This is a genomic window from Sulfuriferula sp. (assembly GCF_054605375.1).
The window spans coordinates 80,741-106,611 of sequence record NZ_JBTSEG010000005.1; the positions used below are offsets into that span (position 1 = coordinate 80,741).

A 25,871-nucleotide genomic window follows, 5' to 3' on the forward strand; every position below is an offset into this window, starting at 1 on the left:
TGCCCGACAAGATGCCGAATAGCGGCTGACCTTGGTCAGCTAGCTTTCCCGTGCAAAAAAATCCAGTACTTCCTTGAGTTTCCGGCTACGGCGCATTGGTGGCAAGCTTTGCCAGATACGCCGCCCGTATGGTTTTGACAACAAGCGCGGGTCGCAGATCATCAGCACGCCACGGTCAGCTTCGTCGCGTATCAATCGGCCCGCACCCTGCTTGAGCGTAATGACCGCATGGGGAAGCTGATACTCCATGAAAGCGTTACCGCCTGACTGGTTGATATGACTGATACGCGCCGCCAATACAGGATCATCCGGCGGCGCAAACGGCAGTTTATCAATCACCACCAGGGACAATGCTTCACCCTTCACATCCACGCCTTCCCAAAAACTCTGGCTACCCAGCAACACGGCATTCCCCAGTTGACGGAAACGCTCAAGCAGTTCGGTACGGGATTGCTCACCTTGCATAAGAATCGGGTAATCAAGTGATTTCAGCTCAAAGGCCTGACGCAATAAATCATGTGCTTCTTTCATCGCTCGTAGCGATGTAAACAGCATGAACGCCCTACCCTTGCTGGCTGCGATGACAGGCAATGCCGCTTCCACAACTGCGTTGGTATAAACAGGCGTGTTGGGTTCAGGCATGTCTGGCGGCACATAAAGCATGGCCTGCTGATCGTAATCAAAAGGGCTATCCCATGAGGAGCTGGTCGCCTCCATCAGCCCGAGCTGTTTTCGGTAGTGCGAGAAATCGCCTTTGACTGACAGTGTCGCGGAAGTAAAAATCCAGGCTCTGGCACTCCCATCAATCTGTTTTTTGAATATTTCCGCAACAGACAGCGGCGTGGTGTTGAATCCCAATGCATGGCTGAAAGCCTCAACCCAGCGCACACTCTCGGCAGGCGCCGGTCCTTGCCATTTTGCATACATGTTTGCCAGTTCGCGCCCGCGCTGCCAGCAACTTTCCAGTCCGGGTGCTCGTTGTGCCTGTGTTTCCAGATGTGCTACCAGTTCATCCAGTGCCGTGCCGGCATCAATAAAAGCAGCTTCGAATCCATGGCGGCTACTCACTTTTTCCAATGGCCAGCGACCACTGTCTTCCTTAAATATCAAACGCAGATCGCGCGCTGCCTTATCCAGTTTTTGTGCTGATTCCGGGAGTGCGGCGTAATCTTTGCATGACTGTATCCCTTCCAGCCGGGCATCGCGTGCCAATTCGACCAACTGGCCGGTAGTGAGCGTTTCCCCAAAAAACAGCCCCGCAGTTTCAGGTAGTTGATGTGCTTCATCGAAGATGACTGTATTGCATGCCGGCAGCAATTCAGCCACGCCTTCATCGCGCAGCCATACATCCGCAAAGAACAAATGATGATTGACCACGACAATATCTGCCTCCAGCGCTTTTTTACGCGCCTCCAGCACAAAACATTTTTTATGGTGCGGGCAATCGCCACCCAGGCAATTTTCCCGGCTGGAGGTGACATGACGCCAGATATTGGCGTCCTCGGCCACGCCATGCAGTTCGGCCTTGTCGCCACTGCGGCTGGATTCGGCAAAACGGTTTACTAGTTCCAGATGCGCCACATCTTCACGTGACATGAAACGGCCTTCTTCACGCGCACGTTCCAGATGATAATGGCAGACATAATTGGCCCGCCCCTTGAGCAGCGCCACCATGGCGGGCACTTTAAGGGCATTTCGCACTGTGGGCAAATCGCGTCGGTAGAGTTGGTCCTGCAGGTTTTTGGTGCCGGTCGAGATGATCACTTTGCCGCCATGCAATAAAGCTGGGGCTAGATAAGCGAGGGTCTTTCCGGTCCCTGTGCCCGCCTCGGCAATGAGTACGCCGCGGGATTCAATGGTCTGTCCAATGGCATTGGCCAGTTCCAGTTGTTGCACACGTGCCCGGTAGCCTGGAATAGTTGCTGCAAATACGCCCTCGGCGCTGAATACGGTGGCCAGGTCGTTCATCATGGATGGCTATTTGGATAAGTGCGCATGTTACCACGCCACATACCCGGCTTCACCTGATCTGTCTTTGCAGCACTTGCAAGCTTTGCATTTATGCCTCTCCGGTTAGAAACCCGGGGAGGCTATGACTACGGAATTGGCTTACCTGAAAATTTTCTTAAAAATCCGCAACCCAGGTCTGGGTACGGAGCATGGCACGAATACGGGCTACTGACTGTCCATGCAATTGACACACACGTGATTCGGATACGCCCATTACCACGCCAATTTCCTTGAGGTTCATTTCCTGCTCGTAATAAAGCCCCATCATCTGTTTTTCACGCTTGGGCAGGCGTCTGATCGCATCAATTACCGCACCCTTGAAACCGTGATCAATCATGCATTGCAAAGGATCGCTTGAAGTATCCATATGATTCCGGTCCAGGAAATTGGAGTGCCCGCCTCCCTCATGGAAATCTTCGTAATACAGTAACTGATGCCCCCCCCCTTCGCACAACATAAGCTGGTACTCGGCCAGCGTCATTTTGAGATGTGCGGCAATTTCAGTTTCGCGCGGCGCACGCCCCAGGCGTTGCTGCAAGGCGCTGATGGCTACCTCGATTTTCCGCATGTTCTGACGGGCAGTGCGGGGCATCCAGTCGTTGCTGCGCAGTTCATCCAGCATGGCGCCGCGGATACGCTGTACAGCGTAGGTTTCAAACTGGGCACCGTTGGTTTCTTCATAGCGGTTTACCGCATCCAGCAAGCCGATCATACCGGCTTGCACCAGATCGTCCATTTCAACGCTGGGCGGCAATTTTGCTTTCATGTGATAGGCCAGGCGCTTCACCAGGATGGCGTGTTGCGCTATATGATTATTTTTACTGGCTGTCTGTGTGATGGCTGGCATGATTAACCTCCCTCATGGATCTTACCGAACGTGGGCCAGAACCGGGGAGACGAGAAAGGCTGGCATGAATATGCAGCAATTGTGCTGCACTCGCCGCAAGGCGTATCGTGCTCAGGAGCATTACGCCTTCCCTTGGCTATCTCAATTCGGTTCATCAGTGATATCACTGGTTGTACGAATATTGGCGTTTATTCTTATAATCGAAAATCAGCGTAGCACGGTATTTTACGTAGGTAATGACAGCCTTTTTCATGTAAGGGTTTGTCTTACATCACCAATATTTTTCCATTTCAGCTCTTGGTATGCGTGGCTACAAAATTTTTAATTTGTTCTGTATCTGCAGGCATTCTCTCAAAACGCTGCGGCCGCCGCTCCATATCCTGCATAGTCGGCGGGCGTTCCGGATTGCATCCAAGCGCCTCGTGAATGGCATCTTCAAATTTGGCAGGCAACGCGGTTTCCAGGCACAGCATGGGCGTTCCCGGCTCATGATATTCCAGTGCGACCTTGACTCCATCCGCAGTGTGGGTATCGATCATGACACCATATTTTTGCCAGGTATCGCGAATGGTTTCCATGCGATTGGCATGATTGCTGGAGCCGGATACCAATCCGAAATCCGCTATTTTTTCAAACAAACCATCCTGGTTGAGATCAAACGCTCCACCCTGCTCCACCGAATTCCACCAACTGCGTAATTTTTCACTGTCACGTCCACTCAGGTCGGCAACAAAGCGCTCGAAATTCGATGCTTTTGATATGTCCATTGAGGGACTGCTGGTATGGTAGGTATTTGCTGCACTACGAGGGTGATAAATACCGGTTTTGAAGAATTCATCGAGCACATCATTTTCGTTGGTTGCCACGATCAGATTTTTGATTGGCAGCCCCATCATGCGCGCGATGTGGCCAGCGCAGACGTTGCCGAAATTACCCGATGGAACTGAAAAATTGACCAGCTGGTCGTTGCTGTGTGTCGCAGCAAAATAGCCCTTGAAATAGTACACAATTTGCGCAGCAACACGTCCCCAGTTGATGGAATTAACGGCGCCTATTTTGTATTGCGCCTTGTAGGCATGATCGTTGGACACGGCTTTGACAATATCCTGACAATCATCAAACACGCCTTCCACAGCAATATTGAAAATATTATTATCCTGTAGCGAAAACATCTGCGCGGTCTGAAAGCGGCTCATCTTGCCGTACGGCGAGAGCATGAACACGCGAATGCCCTGCTTGCCGCGCATTGCGTATTCAGCAGATGAGCCGGTATCCCCCGAAGTCGCACCGAGAATATTGATTTCCTGCCCGGCTTTGTCGAGCACATACTCGAACAGGTTACCCAGCAATTGCATTGCCATATCCTTGAATGCCAGTGTGGGTCCATTGGACAGGCATAACAGATGAACCCCCGGTTCCAGGGTATGCAGAGGCGTAATATCTGCCGGGTTTTCATCCGGGCGTGCGTTGCAGTACATCTCGGGCATGTAGGTCTTATCGATAATGGCACGTAAATCATTCGCCGGAATATCATCTGCATAGCGAGACAATATTTCATACGCCAGCTCACGATAATTCATATCGCGCATGCGTGCCAAATCATCCATGGAAAACCGTGGATAAGTCTCGGGCAAATACAAGCCGCCATCCGGCGCAAGACCACCAAGCAGTATTTCGGTGAAGGTTTGTGCAGGCGCTTTGCCGCGCGTGCTGATATAACGCATGACCATGGTATTTACCTCAGGAGCCTGTTTGCCGGCCACGCAAAAAATTATTTGCCCAGTTGTTCTACACGAATCCGTGCAATTTTTCCGCAAATCGCTGGCAACGCTTCAATTTTCATCATCGCTGCATTAATATTTTTCTCTATGCTTTGATGTGTGAGCATGATGATATCCACTTGCTCCTCCCCTTCATGCGGCTCTTTTTGCATCATCGCATCAATCGAGATGTCCAGATCGGCCAGAATACGCGTGACATCGGCCAGCACGCCGGGTTTGTCCAATGCACGCAGGCGCAAATAGTATGCCGTACGTACTTCATCCATCGGCAGAATGGGTTCATCGGACAATGCGTCCGGCTGGAATGCCAGATGCGGTACACGATTATGCGGATCAGCGGTGTGCATGCGTGTAACGTCCACCAGATCGGCAACCACCGATGAGGCCGTAGGCTCTGCCCCTGCTCCGGCACCATAGTACATCGTCGCTCCCACCGCATCGCCTTTGACCAGAATGGCATTCATCGCACCATCTACATTGGCAATCAAGCGGCGTGCGGGAATCAGCGCGGGATGGACGCGCAACTCGATCCCCTTGGGGGTGCGTTTGGTAATTCCCAACAGCTTGATGCGATAACCCAGTTGTTCCGCATATTTCACGTCATCGCCGGTAAGCCTGGTAATCCCTTCGACATGGGCCCGGTCGAATTGCATGGGAATACCAAATGCAATCGCCGACATGATAGTAAGCTTGTGCGCAGCGTCCACACCCTCCACATCAAAAGTTGGGTCAGCCTCTGCGTAGCCCAGGCGTTGCGCTTCTTTCAGCATTTCGTCAAAACCGGCTCCCTTGTCACGCATCTCGGTCAGAATGAAATTGGTGGTGCCATTGATGATCCCGGCTATCCATTCGATGCGATTGGCCGTGAGGCCCTCGCGGATTGCCTTGATGATGGGAATACCGCCGCCGACAGCCGCCTCGAACGCGACCATCACGCCTTTTTTCTGCGCAGCAGCAAAAATTTCGGTACCGTGATTGGCAATCAGCGCCTTATTGGCGGTGACCACATGTTTGCCGTTTTCGATCGCCATCAGGATCAACTCTTTGGCGGGGCTGATTCCTCCCATCATTTCGACCACGATGTCGATATCAGGGTTATCCACCACTGCAAACGGATTATCAGTGAGCACCAGGCCGGCCGATGCGTAGGGTTTGGCCTTGTCGAGATCGCGTACTGCCGCCATGGTCACGCGAATCTCGCGTCCCGCGCGGCGGGTGATTTCCGCCGCATTACGACGCAACACGGTGAGCGTACCGCCCCCGACCGTGCCCAGACCCAGCAGGCCTACATTCATTGGTTTCATTACGGTTTTTTCCATTATTGTCAGTTGGCGGTGCCGTGCTGTTTGCGATAGCTTTCGAGGTAACGCGCAATGCGTTCGATGGCTTCGCGCAGATGGTCTTCATGAGGCAGGAAGACCACGCGAAAATGATCTGGCTGGTGCCAGTTGAAACCACTGCCCTGTACCACCAGCACCCGTTCTTTTTCCAGCAGATCAAGAATAAAATCCTGGTCGTCCTGAATCGGGTATATCTTGGGATCCAGACGCGGGAATAAATACAATGCGGCTTGTGGTTTGACGCAGCTCACCCCGGGTATGGCTGTGAGCAGATCCCAAGCCAGGTCGCGCTGACGGGTGAGGCGGCCATCGGGTGCCACCAGATCATTGATACTCTGATATCCACCCAACGCAGTTTGAATTGCATACTGGCCCGGCACATTGGAGCATAGGCGCATTGACGCCAGGATGCCCAGGCCCTCGATATAATCCAGTGCGTGGCGTTTGTCACCTGATATCACCATCCAGCCCGCACGATAGCCACAGACGCGATAATTCTTGGATAAGCCATTCAGCGTAACGCACAGCACGTCCTCGGCCAGCGAAGCGATGGAGGTGTGACTGCGGCCATCATAGAGAACCTTGTCGTAAATCTCGTCTGCATAAATGATGAGTTGATGCTGGCGAGCAATTTCCACAATTTCCTTGAGCAACTCAGCTGGATAGAGTGCGCCGGTGGGATTGTTTGGGTTGATCACTACGATGGCACGTGTATTGGGGGTAATTTTTGCGCGAATATCAGCCAGATCCGGCATCCAGCCAGCGCTTTCGTCGCAGATATAATGACGCGGCGTGCCCCCGGCAAGGCTCACTGCTGCAGTCCACAATGGATAATCCGGTGCCGGCACCAGCACTTCATCGCCGGTATTGAGCAAAGCCTGCATGGCCAGTACGATCAGTTCGGAGGCGCCATTACCGATGATGATGTCATCGATATGTACACCGGCAATATTTTTGCCCTGGGTGTAATGCATGATTGCCTTGCGCGCGGCGAACAATCCTCTGGAATCGCTATACCCCGAGGCATTGGGCAAATTGACGATTACATCCTGGATGATTTCTTCGGGAGCATCAAAGCCAAACGGTGCCGGATTGCCGATATTCAGCTTGATAATGCGCTGTCCCTCCTCCTCCATCTGCTTGGAACGGGCGAGCACAGGTCCGCGAATGTCATAGCAGACATTATCCAGCTTGGAAGATTTGCGTACCGGCCGCAGCATGGGTGCCTCTGTAGTTTTCAAGGTGGTAGCCCGTAATAATGTTTTTCAGCCGCGCTCAGAAAATCAACGCATTGCTGTATCAGTTTCAAAATGTATAATCTTACCCGAGCGCAAGCCCCTGCTGCAATTGGAGAACCAGCTTGAAGTTCCATCTCACCCAACCCGAAGGTCTGAACCTGTTCACAGGCTATGGCAAGGACTTTGTCAGCATCAATGGGCAACGTTATGATGCGCCCAGCCTGATCGTCACACCGAACGAAATTATTGAGGATTGGCGTGTCGTCGATTTCGCCCAGCTCAATGAAAATCACTTTCAGGCGTTCCTGGCTCTCAAACCGGAAATCGCCTTGTTCGGCACCGGCTCATCATTGCGCTTTCCTCACCCACGTTTATCTGCCTGCCTGACCAACGCAGGTGTTGGCCTCGAAGTCATGGACACCGGCGCGGCATGCCGCACTTACAATATCCTTGTAGCTGAAGGACGACATGTCGTAATGGGTTTATTACTCGACACCAGCTCCTGATTCGCATCGATTTGCACCTCAGGGCATGATGTCCTTAAAGCTCGCAATCGCACGAAATTCTTCCACATCCTTGCAACCTTCTTTGCTGTCCGGATTATATATCGCAAGCAGATACGCTATGCCGTAAGTTTGCGCTGAGCGCAGTACCGGCAGACTGTCATCAATCAGTAGCGTTGTGAGCGGGTTATACGACTCTGTACTTTGTAACTTATGCCAGAAATCCGGGTGTTCCTTGGGTAAACCAATCTGGTGTGAGGTGATCATCGCATCAAAATGGATGTCAAGCCGCGTTCGCTGCATTTTCAGGCCCAGACTTTTATGATGTGCATTGGTAACCAGCGTGACACGCTTGCCGGCAGCTCGAATGGCGCGCAAAAACTCGGGGACCTGCGGATGGATGGCAATCAGGTGCTGAACTTCTGTTTTTAGCCTGGCAATATCAAGCTGGAGCTCACGGCTCCAGAAATCCACGCAGTACCAGTTGAGTGTTCCAAGATGGCGTTGATAGCGCCCGGACAAGTCGGCATTTGCATCTGCCAGCGGTATGTTGCGCAACTCGGCATAACGCTTTGGCACATGTTGGCGCCAGAAAAAATTATCGAAGTGGAGATCCAGCAAGGTCCCGTCCATATCAAGCAGAACGGTATCGATCGCCTGCCAGTCAAGCATACCGGATCACAACAGCGCATCCTTGTTGACGCCGTTGCGTTTCAGCATGCGGCGCAAGTGGTGCAAGGCTTCCATCTGAATCTGGCGTACCCGTTCACGCGTGACATCAAGGCTTTCTGCCAGTTGTTCCAGGGTATGTACATCCTGTCCGCCCAATCCGAAACGCCGTTCAATCACCCAACGTTGCTTGTCGTTCAGATCATTCAGCCAGAGACGTACGAAGGTTTCCGTTTCGGCATGCTCCAGCATGTCTTCCGGCAATTCACTGCTGTCATCAGCGATAGCCTCTCCGATGGACAGGCCGGGATCAATATCAAGCGGCGCATCAAGCGATGCAACCCGGTCGTTCAGGCGCAACATGCGTCGCACCTCTTCAATCGATAGCCCGACAAGATGTGCGATGTCTTCGTCACTCGGGTCGCTGGCACCATGCTTTTCCAGATGACGGCGCGCCCGCAAAATGATATTGAGTTCCTTGATCACATGCACTGGCAGACGTATCGTGCGCGACTGATTCATGATTGCACGTTCGATATTCTGCCTGATCCACCACGTGGCATAGGTCGAAAAACGAAAACCCCGTTCCGGTTCAAATTTTTCCAGTGCATGGATCAGTCCGAGATTGCCCTCTTCGATCAGATCCAGTAGTGCCAGCCCGCGATTGGCATAATGCTTGGCGATATTCACCACCAGGCGGAGATTGTGTTCGATCATTTTTTGCCGGGCGTCAAAGTCGCCGGCGCGGGTAAGTTCAGCCAGATGCCGCTCTTCAGCCGGACTGAGCAAAGCGTTGTGACCGATTTCGTTGAGATACATCTGCGTTACATCCGTATGCAGATCTTCAGTCAATCCCGTCTCGACATCGGCTATTTCGGCCTGGGGTTTATCCTCCGGGATGCCGGCGTAGTCTTCCTGCTCGTTATCGTCGTGCATTGCTATTTTTGTGCTCCGGGAAGATACGTCATCGGATCAACTGGTTTGCCCATTTTCCTGATTTCGAAATGCAGCTCGACTTGATCAGTACCGCTGTCGCCCATTTCGGCAATTTTCTGTCCACGTGCAACCGTCTGCCCCTCTTTCACCAGAATCAGTTGATTGTGTGCATAGGCGCTCAAGTAAGTCGGGTTGTGTTTGATGATAACCAGCTTGCCATAACCACGCAAACCTTCCCCACTGTAGACAACCTTACCTGCTGCAGAAGCAAATATTGCTTGCCCTGCCTTACCGGCGATATCCAGCCCCTTGCTGTTCTTGGCTTCATCAAATCCGGCAATAACCCGACCTTGTGTCGGCCACATCCAGTCAATACCACTATCGTTGCTTGTTGTGGGCGCGGGGGGTGCCTGAGGCGGTGCAGCGGCAGGTGCAATCTCGGGTGCCGCTGCTGCGGGTGCAGCATTCTGTGCTGCCGGCACAGCCGATGTACCCCCACCTTGTGCCAGCTGCGCCAATGCTGCGTCAGAATAGGGTAATTTAACAATCGTTGGCTGCGTTATCAGGGGCACGTTACTTGCTGCCTGACCTTGCGGGAGCGGCTCTATCCTGAGCGGGATCGTCTGCACTGTTGATTCCGCCGGAACTGTTTGAATTCCATCACCCGGTTGCTGGGGCGCGGTCAGTTTTAATACCTGCCCAATATGGATCAGGTAATTGTCAGGCAAGCCGTTCCAGCGCTCCAAATCGCGATAGTCCAGTCCATATTGCAGTGCAATGCTATAAAGCGTGTCGCCCTTTTGCACAGTGTGGGTGGCAGCTTGCCCATACTGCAACGTTGCGGTACCGGCAGACTTGGGAATATTTTTTACCATCGGCCGGGTACCATCTACCACTGGCACAGAGCGTTGTGTAGCACACCCGCCCAATGCGAGAAGCACAACCAGCAGATAGGTAGGGAAAGGAAGCTTGCCAATTGCCATCACGTCAACGTACCCCGGGTAACAGTGGAACAAAATGCACCATTTCCAGAACTTTCTCCTGAAAACCATCTGAAGTGCGCTCAATCAGCACCATTTGTTGCGTTTCACCTACTCCTCGCGGCAATACCATACGCCCTCCTTCCGCCAGTTGTTCCAGCAATGCCGCAGGGGGTACAGGAATGGCGGCAGCGAGGATAATGCCATCAAATGGCGCTATATCTTTTAACCCAATGCTACCATCACCATGCTTAAGTTTGATATTGCCAATCCGCAATTCGCGTATGGTACGGCGCGCACGACCGAGCAGTGTGGCAATACGTTCGACCGAGTACACTTCACGTGCCAGCTTGGCGAGCACTGCCGCCTGATAACCGCAACCCGTACCCACTTCCAGCACACGTTCCATATCCGCACCGGCACGTAACACCTCAATCATGCGCGCCACGCTGTAAGGGCTGGAAATGGTCTGACCAAAACCTATCGGCAATGCGCTATCTTCATAAGCGCGGATGGACAGCGCTTCATCAACGAAGATATGCCGCGGCACCATGCCCATTGCGGTCAGCACGTTATTGTCCTTGATCCCCTGCGCACGCAAACGTTCAACCATGCGCGCGCGAGTACGCTCGGAAGTCATGCCAATACCACTGTGACGCGTCACGCTCATGTCTGCAACCACACCTGTAGCGGCGCCAATTGATTGAACTGGGTCAGATCCATCTGCAGCGGCGTGATCGATACACGTTTTTTCGCCACCGCATGGAAGTCCGTCCCCTTGCCTGCATCCTGCGCCGCACCGGCTGCGCCTACCCAATATACCGTCTGTCCGCGTGGATTGGTCGATTTAACAACAGGCTCGGCTTTGTGGCGGCGGCCAAGCCGGGTGATTACGGTACCTTTCAAATCCTGATATGGCACATCCGGCACGTTCACATTGAGCAGCAGCGGAGTTGTAAAAGGACGAGCCATGACACGTTGAGCGAGTTCACTGGCAACGCGTGCGGCGGTCGCGTAGTTACCCGCCGAAAAACTCGCCAGGGAAATCGCCAGTGATGGCACCCCCAGTAAAAAGCCTTCGGTGGCCGCAGCAATGGTGCCCGAATAAATGGTGTCGTCGCCCATGTTGGCACCGTGATTGATACCCGAAATAACCATGTCAGGAAGGTGATCCAGCATGCCGGTGACTGCAAGATGTACGCAATCGGTCGGGGTCCCGTTGACGTAATAAAATCCCGAGCTCGATTGTCGCAACATCAGCGGACGATCCAGGGTCAGGGAATTGCTGGCGCCACTGCGATCACGTTCTGGAGCGACTACTGTAATTTCTGCAATCTGTGAGAGAGTCTCGGCCAGAATGGCGAGACCGGGAGCAAAGTAACCGTCGTCGTTGCTTAGCAAAATACGCATAGTGGACGGCTTACTCAAAAATCCCCGTGAATTACTTTCTAAAAAAGGAGTGACACCCGAGTGTAGTCCTGGTCGGGGCGAGAGGATTTGAACCTCCGACCACTTGCACCCCATGCAAGTACGCTACCAGGCTGCGCTACGCCCCGAAGGCCGCGATTATAGCAGAGTCTATGATGCGTAGACACAGACCCAGGCTAAAAAATCACACACGCAACAGTTCGACGATCGCCATCATTTCACGACGCAGCGCTGAATAATCCATCACCGGATCAGCTGCGGCAGACGTATCTTCGGCAGCAGCGGATGTAGCCAGCACGTCCAAACGATGACGTGCGCCATTGATGGTGAATCCTTGCTCGTAAAGCAGTTCCCGGATGCGGCGAATCAGCAGCACTTCGTGATGCTGGTAATAGCGTCGATTACCACGTCGCTTGACCGGTTTGAGCTGGCCAAACTCCTGTTCCCAGTAGCGCAGCACGTGCGGTTTCACCCCGCACAATTCGCTGACTTCGCCGATGGTGAAGTAGCGCTTGGCCGGGATCAATGGCAGCTGATTAGTTGGCTGGTGTTCCGCCATGGGCATCTTCTACCTGCGATTTAAGCTTTTGACTGGCATGGAATGTCACCACACGACGTGCAGTAATGGGCATTTCTTCACCGGTTTTGGGATTGCGGCCGGGACGCTGCGGTTTGTCGCGCAGCTGAAAGTTGCCGAATCCGGAAAGCTTTACGGTATCTCCCGATTCAAGTGCGATACGTATTTCTTCGAAGAACGATTCCACCATATCTTTGGCTTCACGTTTATTCAGTCCAACTTTTTCGAACAGCATGTCTGCCAGTTCTGCCTTGGTCAGGGTCATGACTACCTCAGGAACGTAATTGTGCGTTGAATTTTTGTTTTAGCAAATCGGTGAAAGACGCCATGGCAGCATCCACTTCAGTGTCTGTAAACGTCTTTTGAGTATCTTGCAACAACACCCGGAATGCAAGACTTTTTTTATCAGAATCAATGCCTTTGCCTCGATATACGTCAAACAACGCTATCTCGGCAACCCCTTCTATCTGCGCTGCATACATTGTTTCGATCAAAGCCTGTACCGGAACAGACTCATCAATGATCACGGCAAGATCGCGGCGCACACTTTGGAAACGCGAGACTTCTCCATGACTGGGCAAGGTCCGTGTTAACAATGCGGGTAGCGAGAGTTCAAACAGGACCGGCGCAGTATCCAGATCGTATTTTTGCATCAACCGCGGGTGTAGCGTGCCCAGCCAACCTGCCTGGACACCATCCAGCCACACTTCGGCACATTGCCCCGGATGCATGGCCGGATGTACTGCTTTTTCAAAACGTGCAATTTTCGGCCAGCACAGTGCTTCGATATCCGCCTTGGCATCAAAGAAATCCACGTTTTGCGCTACGCTTCCCCATTGCTCGGGAACTGCATTACCATAAACCAGCCCGGCCAGACGTTGAGGTTGATCGAAGCCATCTTCCGTCGTAAGAAAACAGCGTCCGCTTTCAAAAAGACGCACGCGTTCCTGGCGCCGGTTCAGGTTACTGCGCAACACATCCATCAGCCCACCCAATAGCGTCGAGCGCATCACGCCCATCTGACTGGCAATGGGGTTTTTTAAGGCAACTACTTGAACACCCGGGGCAAAATCCGTTTCCCATGCTGCATCCACAAAGCTGTAGGTAATTACCTCCTGGTAATCGCGCGCAACAAGCACTGAACGCAAGCCATCCATCCCTCGCTGATGCTCTGGCTGAGGCAGCATATTCAGGTGAGCAACGGGTGCCTGTGCCTGAATATTGTCATAACCATACACGCGTGCCAGTTCTTCAATCAGGTCTTCTTCAATGTTCAAATCAAAACGATAACTGGGGGGCGTCACCCGATAAACCGCGTCATCGCGATGATAAGTGAAGCCCAGCCGCTCCAGTGTTTTTTCCACTTGCGCATCGTCCAGCGCCACACCTAGCACTTTACTGGCCCGCGCGGCACGCAAGCTAACCGGTACACGCTCGGGCAATATGCCACAGACTTCAGTGATGGGGCTGGCTTCGCCACCGCAAATCTCCAGTATCAATGTGGTGGCGCGCTCCAGGGCGTTGCGTGTGGATGCGTAATCCACCCCACGCTCGAAACGGTGTGATGAATCGGTCGACAAACCCAACCGGCGTGCACGGCTGACAATCGCATCCGGGCTGAAATAGGCCGCTTCAAGAAAAATTTCCGAGGTATTTTCATCCACGGCAGTGGCTGCTCCACCCATGATCCCGGCGAGTGCCTGCGCGCCATGATCATCGGCAATCACCAGCATGTCGGCATCCAGGACAGCGCGCTGGTCATTCAACAGCGTTAAAGTTTCACCCGGCGTGGCTAAACGCACCTGAATGTCGCCCGAGAGCTTGCCCAGATCAAAGGCATGTAAAGGCTGGCCCAGTTCCAGCAAGACATAATTGGTAATGTCCACTACCGCACTGATACTACGCAGACCACTACGGGATAGACGTTCAGCCATCCAGGCCGGTGTTCGGGCCATATGATTGAGCAGACTAATGACCCGCCCGCAATAGCGTGGGCAGGCCGGGCCGGCGGTTATCTTCACGTTGCGGATGACACTGCCATTGACCGTTGCAGGCGCAATCAATGGCAGGCTTAACGGACTACCGGTCAACGCAGAAACTTCACGTGCCAGACCGATCATGCTCAGGCAATCGCTGCGATTGGGGGTCAGTTTGAGTGTGTACAGCCTGTCATCAAGATGCAGATAATCGCGGATATTACTTCCTACTGGCGCATCGTCCGGCAACAACAGCAGGCCATCGGCTTCTTCTGCCAGCCCCAGTTCGCGGGCCGAGCACAACATACCAAACGACTCAACGCCTCTCAGCTTGGCTTTCTTGATTTCAAAACCTGGCAATTTCGCACCAACCAGTGCGCAAGGCACGCGTACGCCTTCCCTTACATTGGGTGCGCCACAGACGATTTGCAATGGACTGCCGGTGCCAGCCTCCACCTTACAAACACGCAGACGATCTGCATCAGGATGCGGCGCTACCGACAGTACTTGCCCTATCACCACACCGGAAAAGTCTGCTGCAACCTCTTCCAGCGCCTCGACTTCCAGTCCGGCCATCGTCAGAAGATGAGACAGTTCAGCGCTTTGCAGCGCAGGATTCACAAGCGTACGTAACCAGCGTTCAGAGAATTTCATCTTGTCGGATCAGTTGAATTGTTTCAAAAAACGCAAATCATTGGCGAAGAACAGGCGTAAATCGTCCACGCCATAGCGCAACATGGCCAGTCGTTCTACACCCATGCCAAACGCGAATCCAAGGTATTTTTCGCTATCCACATGCACATGCCCCAACACATTGGGGTGCACCATGCCGCAACCCAGCACTTCCAGCCAGCCGGTATGACTACACACCCGGCATCCATCGCCACCGCACATCACACAGGCGATATCCATTTCTGCCGATGGCTCGGTAAATGGAAAAAACGATGGGCGGAAACGCACTTTCAGGTCATCACGCTCAAAAAATCGCTGCATGAAATCGGCCAGCACTCCTTTCAAGGCCGCGAAACTCACCTCCTCATCCACCCATAGTCCCTCAACCTGGTGAAACATGGGCGTATGGGTCACATCGGAATCGCAGCGATACACACGTCCAGGCGCGATGATTTTTACCGGCGGCTTATTCGTCTGTAAGTAATGTATCTGTACCGGTGACGTATGGGTGCGCAGCAAGTGCTTGTCATCCACGTAAAATGTATCGTGCATGGCGCGTGCGGGATGATTTTCGGGGATATTGAGCGCTGTAAAATTATAGAAATCGGTTTCTATCTCCGGGCCTTCCGCCACTTCGAAACCGATCGAAGCAAACAAGGCCTGGATACGAGCCAGTGTGCGTGTCACAGGATGCAGTCCACCCGTACCCAAACCACGCCCCGGCAGCGTCACATCCAGCGTTTCCGCCGCCAACTTGCTATCCAGATGCGCCTGCGCCAGCGTTGCACGACGCGCTTCCAGCGCCTGCTGAATCTGCTCCTTGGCCTGATTGATCAAATTTCCTGCTGCCGGCCGTTCTGCGGCCGGCAGTTTACCAAGCTGCTTCAACTGCTCGGTAAGCAAACCCGATTTGCCCAGATAACGGGATTTTGCCTGATCCAGCTCGGCCCCTTGGTTGGCTGACGAAAATGCCGTTAATGCTTCGGCAACAATAGTATCGAGATTTTGCATGGTGATTTGTCTCTGGAGAGCATTTCTAGAAATTCAACCTGCATTGGATATGCCGGATTGAATTTTTGGAAGCGCCCATAAAAAAGGAGGCCGCTGGCCTCCTTTTCCAAGGTTTACTCAGCTTTAGGCTGCCAATTTAGCTTTAGCCTGCTCGGCGAGCTGCGCAAAGGCAGGCTTGTCGAACACAGCGAGATCAGCCAGAACCTTGCGATCCAGCACAATTTCAGCTTTTTTCAGGCCGTTCATGAATACGCTGTAACGCATTCCGCACTCACGAGCCGCCGCATTGATACGCGCAATCCACAGGGAACGGAACTGACGCTTGCGTTGACGACGATCGCGGTAGGCATACTGCCCAGCTTTCATTACTGCCTGCTTGGCAACCCGGTAGACGTTTTTACGGCGACCACGATAGCCTTTGGCCAGGTCGAGAACTTTTTTGTGACGCGCGCGCGCCGTTACACCACGTTTTACTCTTGGCATGTGATCTCTCCTTTATGCGTAGGGCAACATGGCGCGAACGGAACGCATGTTGGTCGCATCGACCATCAGCGTACCACGCAACTGGCGCTTGTTCTTGGTGGTTTTCTTGGTGAGAATGTGGCGCTTGAAAGCCTGACCGCGCTTTACGCCTCCATTCGCAAGCGCTTTGAAACGCTTGGCTGCACCCGATTTTGTTTTCATCTTCGGCATTGCAATACTCCTGTTGTGCATAACGCCGGGCAGTCTCACCACGAGACATTTAGGAACCCGGACATCTGCGACTTATCCGACGGTTCTCGCCACCGGATAGTTTTCGCCGGACTTCGGCGAAAATGCTGCAAATCAACCAGGCTACATGAGCCTGGTCAACAATCTCTATTTACTTCTTTTTCGGCCCCAGCATCATGACCATCTGCCGGCCTTCCATCTTGGGAAACTGTTCAACTACAGCCTGCTCAGCCAGGTCTGCTTCCACACGTCTTAACTGCGCCAGGCCGATTTCCTGGTGCGCCATTTCACGACCGCGAAAGCGCAAGGTTACTTTCGCCTTGTCACCTTCTTCAAGGAAACGAATCAGGTTGCGCAGCTTGATCTGGTAATCACCTTCATCGGTATTGGGCCGGAACTTCACTTCCTTGACCTGAATCTGCTTTTGCTTGACCTTGGCCTCGTGCTGGCGCTTGCTTTGCTGATATTTGAACTTGCCATAGTCCATCAGGCGGCATACTGGTGGTTTGGCTTGCGGGGCAATTTCCACCAAGTCCACTTCGGCTTCCTCAGCCAGTTTCAGCGCTTCGGCGGCGCTGACGATACCAAGGGGTTCTCCTTCCAGCCCGACCAAACGAATCTCTGGCCAGGTGATTTCATCGTTGACCCGTGTTTCTTTATCCTGAGCGATAGCTGCAACTCCTGTAAATCAAAAGGCAAGAGGAGTGAGAAAACCTCACTCCTCGCTTGGTTTGCGCAGCACTACAGCTTCCCTGAGTTGTGCCATAAACACTTCCAAAGGCATCTGGCCGAGATCCTGGCCCGTGCGGGTACGCACTGCAACCATGCCTGCGGCCATTTCCTTGTCGCCGACGATCAACTGATAAGGCAGCTTTTGCAAACTATGTTCCCGAATTTTATAGGTTATTTTCTCATTTCTCAAGTCTGTCGTAACGCGCAGACCTTCCTGACGCATCGCATTGCAGACTTTTTGTGCATATTCTGCCTGATTGTCGGTGATATTCATCACAACTGCCTGCACCGGCGCCAGCCATAGAGGGAAGTTGCCTGCATGATGTTCAATCAGAATACCGATGAAACGCTCCATGGAACCCACGATGGCCCTGTGCAGCATCACGGGAATCTTGCGAGTATTGTCTTCGGCCACATATTCCGCGTTCAGCCGCGCCGGCAGGTTGGGATCCAGCTGGATTGTGCCGCATTGCCACAAGCGTCCCAGACTGTCCTTTAGCGTGAATTCAATTTTTGGCCCGTAAAAAGCCCCCTCGCCGGGCTGGAGATCAAAAGCCAGTTTGTTCTGGTTAAGCGCGGCAGCGAGGGCCCCTTCGGCTTTATCCCAATCGGCATCCGATCCAATCCGCTTTTCCGGGCGGGTGGAAAGCTTGACCAGCATGTCATTAAAGCCGAAATCGGCATAGACAGCTTGCAACATCACGATAAAAGCCGACACTTCTGATTGGACTTGATCTTCAGTGCAAAAAATATGCGCATCATCCTGGGTAAAGCCGCGCACCCGCATCAGCCCATGCAGCGAACCAGACGGCTCATTGCGGTGGCATGAACCGAATTCCGCCAGGCGCAGTGGCAGGTCACGGTAACTATGCAGGCCACGATTGAATATCTGCACATGGCCGGGGCAGTTCATCGGTTTGACCGCGTACTCGCGGTTTTCCGACGCGGTGGTAAACATGTTTTCGCGGTAATTTTCCCAATGACCGGATTTTTCCCACATATGCCGATCCATGATGGTTGGCGTACGCACTTCCTGATAATCATATTCGCGAAATTTTTCACGCATGTACTGCTCGATCTGCTGCCAAATCACCCAGCCGTTAGGATGCCAGAACACCATGCCCGGCGCTTCATCCTGCATGTGAAACAGACTCAGTTGTTTGGCGAGCTTGCGATGATCGCGCTTTTCGGCTTCTTCGAGGCGAAACAGGTACGCCTCAAGGTCTTCCTTTTTCGCCCAGGCAGTCCCGTATACACGTTGCAACATTTCGTTGCGGTGATCCCCGCGCCAGTACGCACCTGCCAGCTTCATCAGTTTGAAATGCTTGAGTTTGCCGGTGGAAGGCACATGCGGGCCACGGCATAAATCGGTGAAATCACCTTCACTGTACAGCGATACATCCTCATTGGCAGGTATGGAAGCGATGATTTCCGCCTTGTAATGCTCACCCAGCCCTTTGAAATAGGCCACCGCTTCATCACGGGGCAGCACCTTGCGGCTGACCGGGATATCACGCTTGGCCAATTCGGCCATTTTTTTCTCGATGGCCAGCAGATCTTCCGGCGTGAACGGCCGCTTGTAGGAAAAATCGTAGTAGAAGCCGTCCTCGATAACCGGGCCGATCGTCACTTGCGCATCCGGATAAAGTGTTTTCACTGCGTAAGCCAGCAAATGCGCGGTGGAATGGCGAATCATGTCCAGCCCATCGGCATCGCGATCGGTCACAATAGACAGCTGTACATCTTGTTGCGCGATGACGAAACTGGTATCCACCAGCACGCCATCAACCCGGCCGGCCAGCGCTGCCTTGGCCAATCCTGCACCAATCGAGGCGGCGACTTCCGCTACCGTTACCGGTTGGGGGAAACTGCGGACAGAACCGTCCGGCAAAGTGACATTCAACATTGATTTCTCCGGCACAAAACAAAAAAGCGCGGATAGCCCGCGCTTTTCTTTACAGATAAAAACCTACTCAGGGATTAACGCGATGATGGTGACTTTGTTATCGTGCAAGTTCGCGGTGTCATAACGCTACCTTTCCGTGTCCCACTCATTATCTGTATTGAATCCGTTGGTAGGCGCGATTGGACTCGAACCAACGACCCCCACCATGTCAAGGTGGTGCTCTAACCAGCTGAGCTACGCGCCTGAGGAGGCCGCATTGTAACGGAGTTAAGCCCGGCTTTCAATGTACAAATCCGAACTCGCCTATTATTAACGGAACAATTAAGAAGCATTGCGTTATTTACAATATCTAAAATCATGAGTTACTGCTGTTTAACTTTACAGATGCCAACCCCATACCATAATAGACTAGCGGCATTACGATGAACCAATGAAGGAAGGAGTAGAAACATGATCCAGATACGTAAAGCCGATACCCGTGGGCACGCCGAGCATGGTGGCTGGCTGGAGAGTTGGCACACTTTCTCATTCGCCGATTACCACGATCCCACGCATATGGGCTACAGCGTGCTGCGCGTCATCAACGACGATCTGATCGCACCCGGCGCCGGATTCCCGATGCATGCGCATCAGGATATGGAGATCGTCACCTATGTGCTGGAAGGCGCGCTGGAACATCGCGACAGCCTCGGTAATGGCGACGTTATCCGGCCCGGCGATGTACAGCGCATGAGCGCGGGTACCGGCATCCGCCACAGCGAATTCAACCCTTCGCAAACCGAGCCGGCACGTTTGCTGCAAATCTGGCTACTGCCGCAAAAAACCGGTGTGACCCCCAGCTATGAACAGACCCGCTTTGATCCGGCGCAACTGCAAGGCCGGTTTCGCATTGTGGCGTCGCCCGATGGCCGCGACGGCTCAGTACACATTAATCAGGACACCTTGCTCTATGCCGCCAAACTTGACCAGGGTGAAACTGCCCGCTTGGAACTCGCGCCCGGCCGGCGCGCTTATCTGCAAGTGGCGCAGGGCAAGGTTGAATTGAAAGGCCATTCCCTGCAGCAAGGCGATGGCGCAGAAATCAGCGCGGAAACAGAAATCACACTGACGGGTATTCATGCTGCCGAAGTGCTGGTGTTTGACCTTCAATAATCCAGCCAAAGGAGATAAACATGACCACACTGAATAAATACGGCCCTCATGTTTGGACGCTTGCTGATTGCCCAGATATTCCTGATCGCCGGATTCGACAAGCTTGGCCACTTTGCACAAACTGCAGGGTATATGTCGAGCCTGGGTCTGCCTATGACCAATATATTGCTGACACTTACCATTGTGATCGAGATTTGCCTTGTGGCCACCTCCATGGATTTGCACGGCTTCAAACCCGAGGACATGATGCCAGGCATACCGGCAATGAGCGTTGCTGCTGCGTTGCCTTATCTGGAAGCAGCCAAGAAACTACTCAGTTTCTGAGCATTGATCCGGTGCCGTGGCTGCCGCCACGGTGATCCTTACATCCCCCAGACTCACCACCTGCCCGGCGCGGATCTTGCAGGTTTTGCGCAGCTCTGCCTGACCATCAACCGAAACCGCTCCGGACGCAACCAGCATTTTTCCCGCCCCACCACTATCGCAAACGCCAACCAGTTTCAATAATTGATTCAGCTCGACATAATCACCTTCAAGGGAAAATTCTAGCGTTTGCATGTTTTCTTTCGAATGAATTTGAACGACCTGCGCAGCAAGATGGAAGGAGGTTCGGGTCAGATACGGGAAAACTCAGTTCTTGCATACTGCTTCAAGAACATTATTCAAATTTTTAATGCGTGCCAGCGCACGATTAAGCGGTTGCAGGCTGGCGCTATTAACGTGGAAATGCATCATCGCCATATCATTTTTGGATTCGGTGTTCACGCGAACCACCGCCAGGCGCTCTTTTGCCAGCACGTCGGAAATGTCACGCAACAGGCCGTACCGGTCAAACGCAGTCACGAAAATTTCGCTTTCCAATGCGCTATCCTCGCCCCATGTTGCCGCCAAAAGCCGTGCCTGGCGATCGCCCGATATCCGCTGAATGTTGGCGCAATCGCGCCGATGGATCGTGACGCCGCGTCCCTGCGTGGCATAGCCGGCAATCGCATCGGGTGGCGTTGGTTTACAGCAACGCGCCAGCGTGACCGGCAAATCGCTCACCCCTTCGATAAGAATCCCTTCTTCGGGTTTATCTCCCGGCGCTTTACTCGCCCGGCGTTTGACAGGCGCTTCCGGCGCAGGCGCAATTTGTTCCTGCATGGCGCTCGTTACCTGGTGCGGAGTGATATCGCCACGTCCCAGTGCCGCAAGGAACTCATCTACCCGGGAGTCGCCAAACTTTTGCGCCAACTTGTCCAGATTGACATCCGATGCGCCCAGGCGATGTGATTCCTTGTCCAGTATGGCGCGACCCTGGGTGATGTTTTCTTCGAAGTGCAGATACTTGAACCAGTGCCGCACCTTGGCACGAGCGCGCTGCGTGACCAGGTAACCCAGCGTCGGATTAAGCCAGTCACGGCTCGGTGCACCCTCTTTCACGGTGAGTATTTCAACACGCTGGCCGTTTTTCAACGCCGTATTGAGCGGCACCATCACACCATCCAGCTTGGCGCCCCGGCAGCGATGTCCCAGATCGGAATGCACATGGTAGGCAAAATCAACCGGACTGGCGCCTGCGGGCAAATCAATCACTCGACCCTGCGGGGTCAGCACATACACGCGATCCTGAAACAGTTCATTCTTGAACATTTCAGCCAGCTCCGTGCTGTCCGCCACTTCGTCCTTCCATTGCAGTATCTTGCGCAGCCAGGCGATCTTGTCTTCCGCCCCCGTCGCGGCACCACTTCCCTCCTTGTAACGCCAGTGTGCGGCGACACCCAGCTCAGCATGCTTATGCATCTCGAAAGTGCGTATCTGCACCTCCAGCGCCTTGCCTTCCGGACCGATCACGCCAGTATGCAGCGAGCGATAGTCATTGCTCTTGGGCTGGGCGATGTAATCGTCGAATTCCCCGGTAATCGGCTGCCACAAATTGTGTACGATGCCCAGCGCGGTGTAGCAGTCACGCAGCTCTGGTACCAGAATGCGTACCGCACGGATATCATAGAGCTGATCGAATTGCAGCTGCTTGCGCTTCATCTTGTTGATGATGCTGACGATATGTTTGGGGCGCCCCGTGACTTCAGCCGCCACATTGACAGCACGCAATTCAGCCTGCAGCTTGCCCACCACCTCCTGGATATAACGCTCGCGGTCGAGGCGCTTTTCGTCCAGCAAACGTGCGATACGCTGGTAATTTTCCGGTTCCAGAAAACGGTATGACAAATCCTCCATTTCCCATTTCAGTTGCCATACACCGAGGCGATTGGCCAGTGGCGCAAACAGTTCGCGCACTTCGCGCGCCACTTGAGTACGCGCCGATTCGTCCTCACTCTGCACCAGACAACGCAGGGCATGAGCACGCTCGGCCAGCTTGATCAGTACCACGCGGATATCTTCCACCATTGCCAGCAACATCTGGCGCAAGCCCTCAACCTGATTCTGTCCATCACGGCGCAGCGTTTCCCGGCCACCGACCAGTTGGCCGATTTCATCCATACGCACCACGCCGCGCGCCAGCTTGACCACCTGTGGGTTAAGTTGCGCACTCAGCACATCGTCCTGCCAATTGTCCGCCAGTCCGATGAGCAACGCGGCTGCCACACTATCGGCATCCAGGTGCAGATCGGCCACTTGTGCAGCACTGCCTAAAGCATGGCTGAGGCGCGCGGCGCCAAATCCGGTAAGCAGATCCGGCTCGACCCGGATCAACTCGCCTGCCGCATGAATCAGGGCAGCACCATTGTCGTCGAACCGCGTGGACAGCCGCGCAAGCGCCGCATCGAAATCAGGATCGTCATCGCAGCTGGTGATGGAGGTATGTGTAGTAACCATGAACCGAATTATCGCACGGTCGCCTGCCAATATCGCATTCGTGTTTGTCGCCAGCCAATCAGATCGGGGGGGTGATCGGCCGCGAACCGCACCTCTACTGCGCCATTGTGATCAGATCGCATCAATTGCCCACCCTGTCTTGCGTAACGTGCCACGACATCACCGCGCGGATGGCCATAGCGGTTACGGTAGCCGACGGTGAATACCGTGATGGCAGGATGCACAGCTGCGATAAAATCCGGCGTTGATGAGGTGCGGCTGCCGTGGTGCGGTGCCACCAACAAGGTTGCGGCAAGTTGATCGGGGTCCTTGTTCAACAACCAGGTTTCATCGCGCGCTTCGATATCTGCGGACAACAATGCGCTGCCGCCTGCCGAATCAATTTTCAGCACACAGCTGCGATTATTGTCTTTCAAACGGGGAATATCATAGCTGGCCGCAGTTGGGTACAACATGGCAAATCTTACTCCGTCCCATTGCCAGTGCTGACCAGCCACACAGCGCAGGCTGCGCACTCCGGCCGCGTGTGCCGGATGCGAAGCCGGTAATGAACTGGCAAACCAGCCGACCGGTACTTCATGCAACACGGACAATGCCCCGCCGCTGTGGTCGTTGTCGTCATGCGACACAATCAGGCCATCCAGCCACGCCACACCTTCGCCGCGCAGATACGGCACGATAATGCGGCTACCGCTGTCCGACTCGGCCGTATAGCGCGGCCCGGTATCGAACAGCACGGCATGATGCGCTGTGCGAACCAGTACCGCCAATCCCTGCCCCACATCCAGCACGCTCACCCAGAGCGCGCCCGGCACAGGCTGCGGCGATGGTGTCAGCAAGGCCGGTAAAATCAGCACCGCGCCCAACCAGCGCGCTGGAAAGCCGCGCGGCAGCAATAACCACAATGCACCCAGCAATGCCAGCAACACAGCCGGCGTAGACGGCTCGGGCTGTTGCCACAAGGCCAGCGGCAGATGCGCCAGCCAGTTCAGCGCCCAGACACAAGCAGCCATCAGCCAGTGTGCCGCATACAGCAGCCAGTCCATGCCCGGTATACTGCCCGCCAGCGCCAGCGGCGTCACACCGAAACTTACCAGTGGAATGGCAAACGCATTGGCCAGCGGCGAGACCAGCGACAGCTGGCCAAACAGCAACAGCAGAACCGGCGCCAGCGCCAGCGTTACCGCCCACTGAGTGGTCAGCCAGGCACGCAGCCAGTGCGGCTTGCCGACGCGGGCGGTCGTGGCAAACAGCATCGCCGCAACCGCCCCGAACGACAGCCAGAAACCTGCCGACAACACAGCCCATGGGTCGAGCAAAACAACCACCAGTAATGCCCACGACAGTACGCGCGTCGGCGCAATCACGCGCCCGGACCAGAGTGCCAATGCCACCACCAGCAACATATAAAATGTCCGCTGCGCGGGGACCGCAAAACCTGCCAGCAGCACATAGAGAAACGCCGTGATCGCCCCGGCAAGAACCGCCGCGCGCCGCGCTGGCAACCATGAAGTCAATCGCACGCTACGCCGCCACAACCAGTACATCAACGCAAATGCCAGCCCGGACAGCATGGTCACATGCAAGCCTGAAATCGAAACCAGGTGCGTAATCCCGGTGCGTTGATACAACACCCATTGCGCGGGCGGGATGGCGGACTGATCTCCAATCACCAGCGCTTTCAACACACCAGCATAAGGCTCTCCAGCCAACACGCGATCAATGCGCAAGGCAATCGTTTCGCGCATTGCCTCCACCACATAGTCCGGACGCCATACAAAATCGCTCAATCGCCGATTATCCGGGCTGTCTCGCACATGGCCGAGCGCGCGCAAATTGCGTTCCAGGAACCAGGCCTCCATGTCGAACACATGGGGATTGGCATTCGCATGTGGACGACGCAAGCGCACCGTGAAGGACCAGCGCTCCCCGGCATGCACGTGCGGCGCATCGGGTAACGGTTTTCCATTAAAAGAGGTCGTGTAAGTATTGAGCTGGATGTGTCGCGGAACCTGTGCGCCGGGTGTGTTGACATGCTCCACATCGAATTCGAAACGCCGTCCATGCTCGGTTTTAACCGGCAGGCTGGCAACTACGCCGATCAACGTTACATCCATACCCTCCCACGCTGGCGGTAGCGCATCCTGCATGCGTTGTTCGGCAACAGCCGCTGCAAACAGGAATCCTGCCCCAAATAACGTGCCCAGCAATAACCCGTGGCGCAATGCACTCAACCATCCGTGACGCGGCAACCAGTAGGCGCTCGCCAATAATGGCAGACCCCATACCCAGGCCAGATCAGGCAAAACCGATTGCTGTTGCAATAGCCAAACGCCAGCGACAAAAGCAAGTATGCTGCTGCGCATCAGTTAACCGACTTGCCGGGAAAACCGGAATCTCATGCGGCCAGTAAGCATGGTAAGGAGAGGCAAAAAAAGGAATTCAGTCAGGATATGCAGAAAATGACCGGATGCAAAGCGTATCTTGATCATTCCATACGCAAATTTGATATTTCAACTACCGGGCAAATCCGATAGTCAGAAAAATATCAGACCAATAAAACAATACGCTGACCATCTTCTTGC

24 protein-coding genes and 2 tRNA genes are annotated in these 25,871 nt (G+C 54.0%); 3 read left to right on the plus strand and 23 right to left on the minus strand.

The window, feature by feature from the left end; all coding sequences use genetic code 11:
- Positions 1–39 precede the first annotated feature (39 nt).
- The 5 genes from ACYCZJ_RS04970 to ACYCZJ_RS04990 all read right to left on the minus strand — a co-directional run bounded on the left by ACYCZJ_RS04970 (position 40) and on the right by ACYCZJ_RS04990 (position 7,198).
- Positions 40–1,968: an ATP-dependent DNA helicase gene (locus tag ACYCZJ_RS04970; protein WP_461553153.1), complete on the minus strand. Its 1,929-nt coding sequence runs from the start codon at positions 1,966–1,968 to the stop codon at positions 40–42.
- Positions 1,969–2,125: 157 nt separating this feature from the next.
- Positions 2,126–2,857: an RNA polymerase sigma factor FliA gene (locus ACYCZJ_RS04975; protein ID WP_461553119.1), complete on the minus strand. Its 732-nt coding sequence runs from the start codon at positions 2,855–2,857 to the stop codon at positions 2,126–2,128.
- A 290-nt stretch (positions 2,858–3,147) separates the two neighbouring features.
- The gene (thrC, locus tag ACYCZJ_RS04980; protein WP_461553154.1) at positions 3,148–4,581 is read right to left on the minus strand and encodes a threonine synthase; all 1,434 of its coding nucleotides are present in this window, start codon (positions 4,579–4,581) and stop codon (positions 3,148–3,150) included.
- A 47-nt stretch (positions 4,582–4,628) separates the two neighbouring features.
- On the minus strand, positions 4,629–5,942 hold the full coding sequence (locus ACYCZJ_RS04985; protein WP_461553120.1) for a homoserine dehydrogenase: 1,314 nt from the start codon (positions 5,940–5,942) through the stop codon (positions 4,629–4,631).
- A 20-nt stretch (positions 5,943–5,962) separates the two neighbouring features.
- Entirely contained in the window at positions 5,963–7,198 is a 1,236-nt protein-coding gene (locus ACYCZJ_RS04990) for a pyridoxal phosphate-dependent aminotransferase (protein ID WP_461553155.1), read from the minus strand.
- Between the two features lie 140 nt (positions 7,199–7,338).
- Here ACYCZJ_RS04990 and ACYCZJ_RS04995 point away from each other — a divergent pair, with 140 nt between their 5' ends.
- On the plus strand, positions 7,339–7,722 hold the full coding sequence (locus tag ACYCZJ_RS04995; protein ID WP_461553121.1) for an Mth938-like domain-containing protein: 384 nt from the start codon (positions 7,339–7,341) through the stop codon (positions 7,720–7,722).
- Between the two features lie 18 nt (positions 7,723–7,740).
- Here the strand turns inward: ACYCZJ_RS04995 and yrfG are convergent, their stop codons facing one another.
- The 15 genes from yrfG to ACYCZJ_RS05070 form a co-directional block, all read right to left on the minus strand.
- Complete coding sequence (gene yrfG, locus ACYCZJ_RS05000; protein WP_461553122.1) at positions 7,741–8,391, minus strand: GMP/IMP nucleotidase; 651 nt, start codon at positions 8,389–8,391, stop codon at positions 7,741–7,743.
- Between the two features lie 6 nt (positions 8,392–8,397).
- Positions 8,398–9,324, minus strand: coding sequence for an RNA polymerase sigma factor RpoS (rpoS, locus tag ACYCZJ_RS05005; RefSeq protein ID WP_461553123.1), 927 nt, complete (start codon positions 9,322–9,324; stop codon positions 8,398–8,400).
- 2 nt (positions 9,325–9,326) lie between these two features.
- Positions 9,327–10,307, minus strand: a complete 981-nt coding sequence (locus ACYCZJ_RS05010; protein ID WP_461553124.1) for a peptidoglycan DD-metalloendopeptidase family protein — start codon at positions 10,305–10,307, stop codon at positions 9,327–9,329.
- 4 nt (positions 10,308–10,311) lie between these two features.
- Complete coding sequence (locus ACYCZJ_RS05015; RefSeq protein WP_461553125.1) at positions 10,312–10,974, minus strand: protein-L-isoaspartate(D-aspartate) O-methyltransferase; 663 nt, start codon at positions 10,972–10,974, stop codon at positions 10,312–10,314.
- Positions 10,971–11,714, minus strand: coding sequence for a 5'/3'-nucleotidase SurE (gene surE, locus ACYCZJ_RS05020; RefSeq protein ID WP_461553126.1), 744 nt, complete (start codon positions 11,712–11,714; stop codon positions 10,971–10,973). Before surE ends, ACYCZJ_RS05015 begins: the two co-directional genes overlap by 4 nt.
- Positions 11,715–11,783: 69 nt before the next feature.
- Positions 11,784–11,860: transfer RNA gene (locus ACYCZJ_RS05025), tRNA-Pro, on the minus strand.
- Between the two features lie 56 nt (positions 11,861–11,916).
- Positions 11,917–12,291, minus strand: coding sequence for a MerR family transcriptional regulator (locus tag ACYCZJ_RS05030; RefSeq protein WP_461553127.1), 375 nt, complete (start codon positions 12,289–12,291; stop codon positions 11,917–11,919).
- Positions 12,269–12,574, minus strand: a complete 306-nt coding sequence (locus ACYCZJ_RS05035; RefSeq protein ID WP_461553128.1) for an integration host factor subunit alpha — start codon at positions 12,572–12,574, stop codon at positions 12,269–12,271. Before ACYCZJ_RS05035 ends, ACYCZJ_RS05030 begins: the two co-directional genes overlap by 23 nt.
- Before the next feature lie 7 nt (positions 12,575–12,581).
- The gene (gene pheT, locus ACYCZJ_RS05040; protein WP_461553129.1) at positions 12,582–14,939 is read right to left on the minus strand and encodes a phenylalanine--tRNA ligase subunit beta; all 2,358 of its coding nucleotides are present in this window, start codon (positions 14,937–14,939) and stop codon (positions 12,582–12,584) included.
- Positions 14,940–14,948: 9 nt separating this feature from the next.
- The gene (gene pheS / locus ACYCZJ_RS05045; RefSeq protein ID WP_461553130.1) at positions 14,949–15,968 is read right to left on the minus strand and encodes a phenylalanine--tRNA ligase subunit alpha; all 1,020 of its coding nucleotides are present in this window, start codon (positions 15,966–15,968) and stop codon (positions 14,949–14,951) included.
- 123 nt (positions 15,969–16,091) lie between these two features.
- Complete coding sequence (rplT, locus tag ACYCZJ_RS05050) at positions 16,092–16,451, minus strand: 50S ribosomal protein L20 (protein WP_147073447.1); 360 nt, start codon at positions 16,449–16,451, stop codon at positions 16,092–16,094.
- A gap of 12 nt (positions 16,452–16,463) precedes the next feature.
- On the minus strand, positions 16,464–16,661 hold the full coding sequence (gene rpmI, locus ACYCZJ_RS05055; protein WP_087446232.1) for a 50S ribosomal protein L35: 198 nt from the start codon (positions 16,659–16,661) through the stop codon (positions 16,464–16,466).
- 169 nt (positions 16,662–16,830) lie between these two features.
- Entirely contained in the window at positions 16,831–17,349 is a 519-nt protein-coding gene (gene infC, locus ACYCZJ_RS05060; RefSeq protein WP_124705711.1) for a translation initiation factor IF-3, read from the minus strand.
- Between the two features lie 45 nt (positions 17,350–17,394).
- Positions 17,395–19,317 (minus strand): threonine--tRNA ligase, encoded by a 1,923-nt coding sequence (gene thrS / locus ACYCZJ_RS05065; RefSeq protein WP_461553131.1) that lies wholly within the window; start codon positions 19,315–19,317, stop codon positions 17,395–17,397.
- A 167-nt stretch (positions 19,318–19,484) separates the two neighbouring features.
- Positions 19,485–19,561: transfer RNA gene (locus ACYCZJ_RS05070), tRNA-Val, on the minus strand.
- Positions 19,562–19,767: 206 nt separating this feature from the next.
- Between ACYCZJ_RS05070 and ACYCZJ_RS05075 the strand changes: the two genes are divergently transcribed.
- Positions 19,768–20,469 carry a pirin family protein gene (locus ACYCZJ_RS05075; protein WP_461553132.1) on the plus strand — a complete coding sequence of 234 codons (702 nt, stop codon included), beginning with the start codon at positions 19,768–19,770 and terminating at the stop codon, positions 20,467–20,469.
- Positions 20,470–20,517: 48 nt separating this feature from the next.
- The gene (locus ACYCZJ_RS05080) at positions 20,518–20,793 is read left to right on the plus strand and encodes a DoxX family protein (RefSeq protein ID WP_461553133.1); all 276 of its coding nucleotides are present in this window, start codon (positions 20,518–20,520) and stop codon (positions 20,791–20,793) included.
- On the opposite strand, the gene ACYCZJ_RS05085 is transcribed toward ACYCZJ_RS05080, so the two are convergent.
- The 3 genes from ACYCZJ_RS05085 to ACYCZJ_RS05095 all read right to left on the minus strand — a co-directional run bounded on the left by ACYCZJ_RS05085 (position 20,779) and on the right by ACYCZJ_RS05095 (position 25,652).
- A complete protein-coding gene (locus tag ACYCZJ_RS05085; RefSeq protein ID WP_461553134.1) occupies positions 20,779–21,027 on the minus strand; it encodes an RNA-binding S4 domain-containing protein in 249 nt (82 codons plus the stop codon). The genes ACYCZJ_RS05080 and ACYCZJ_RS05085 overlap by 15 nt on opposite strands.
- Positions 21,028–21,099: 72 nt before the next feature.
- Entirely contained in the window at positions 21,100–23,286 is a 2,187-nt protein-coding gene (locus tag ACYCZJ_RS05090; protein ID WP_461553135.1) for a RelA/SpoT family protein, read from the minus strand.
- Positions 23,287–23,294: 8 nt separating this feature from the next.
- Positions 23,295–25,652 (minus strand): DNA internalization-related competence protein ComEC/Rec2, encoded by a 2,358-nt coding sequence (locus ACYCZJ_RS05095; RefSeq protein WP_461553136.1) that lies wholly within the window; start codon positions 25,650–25,652, stop codon positions 23,295–23,297.
- Between the last annotated feature and the right edge of the window lie 219 nt (positions 25,653–25,871).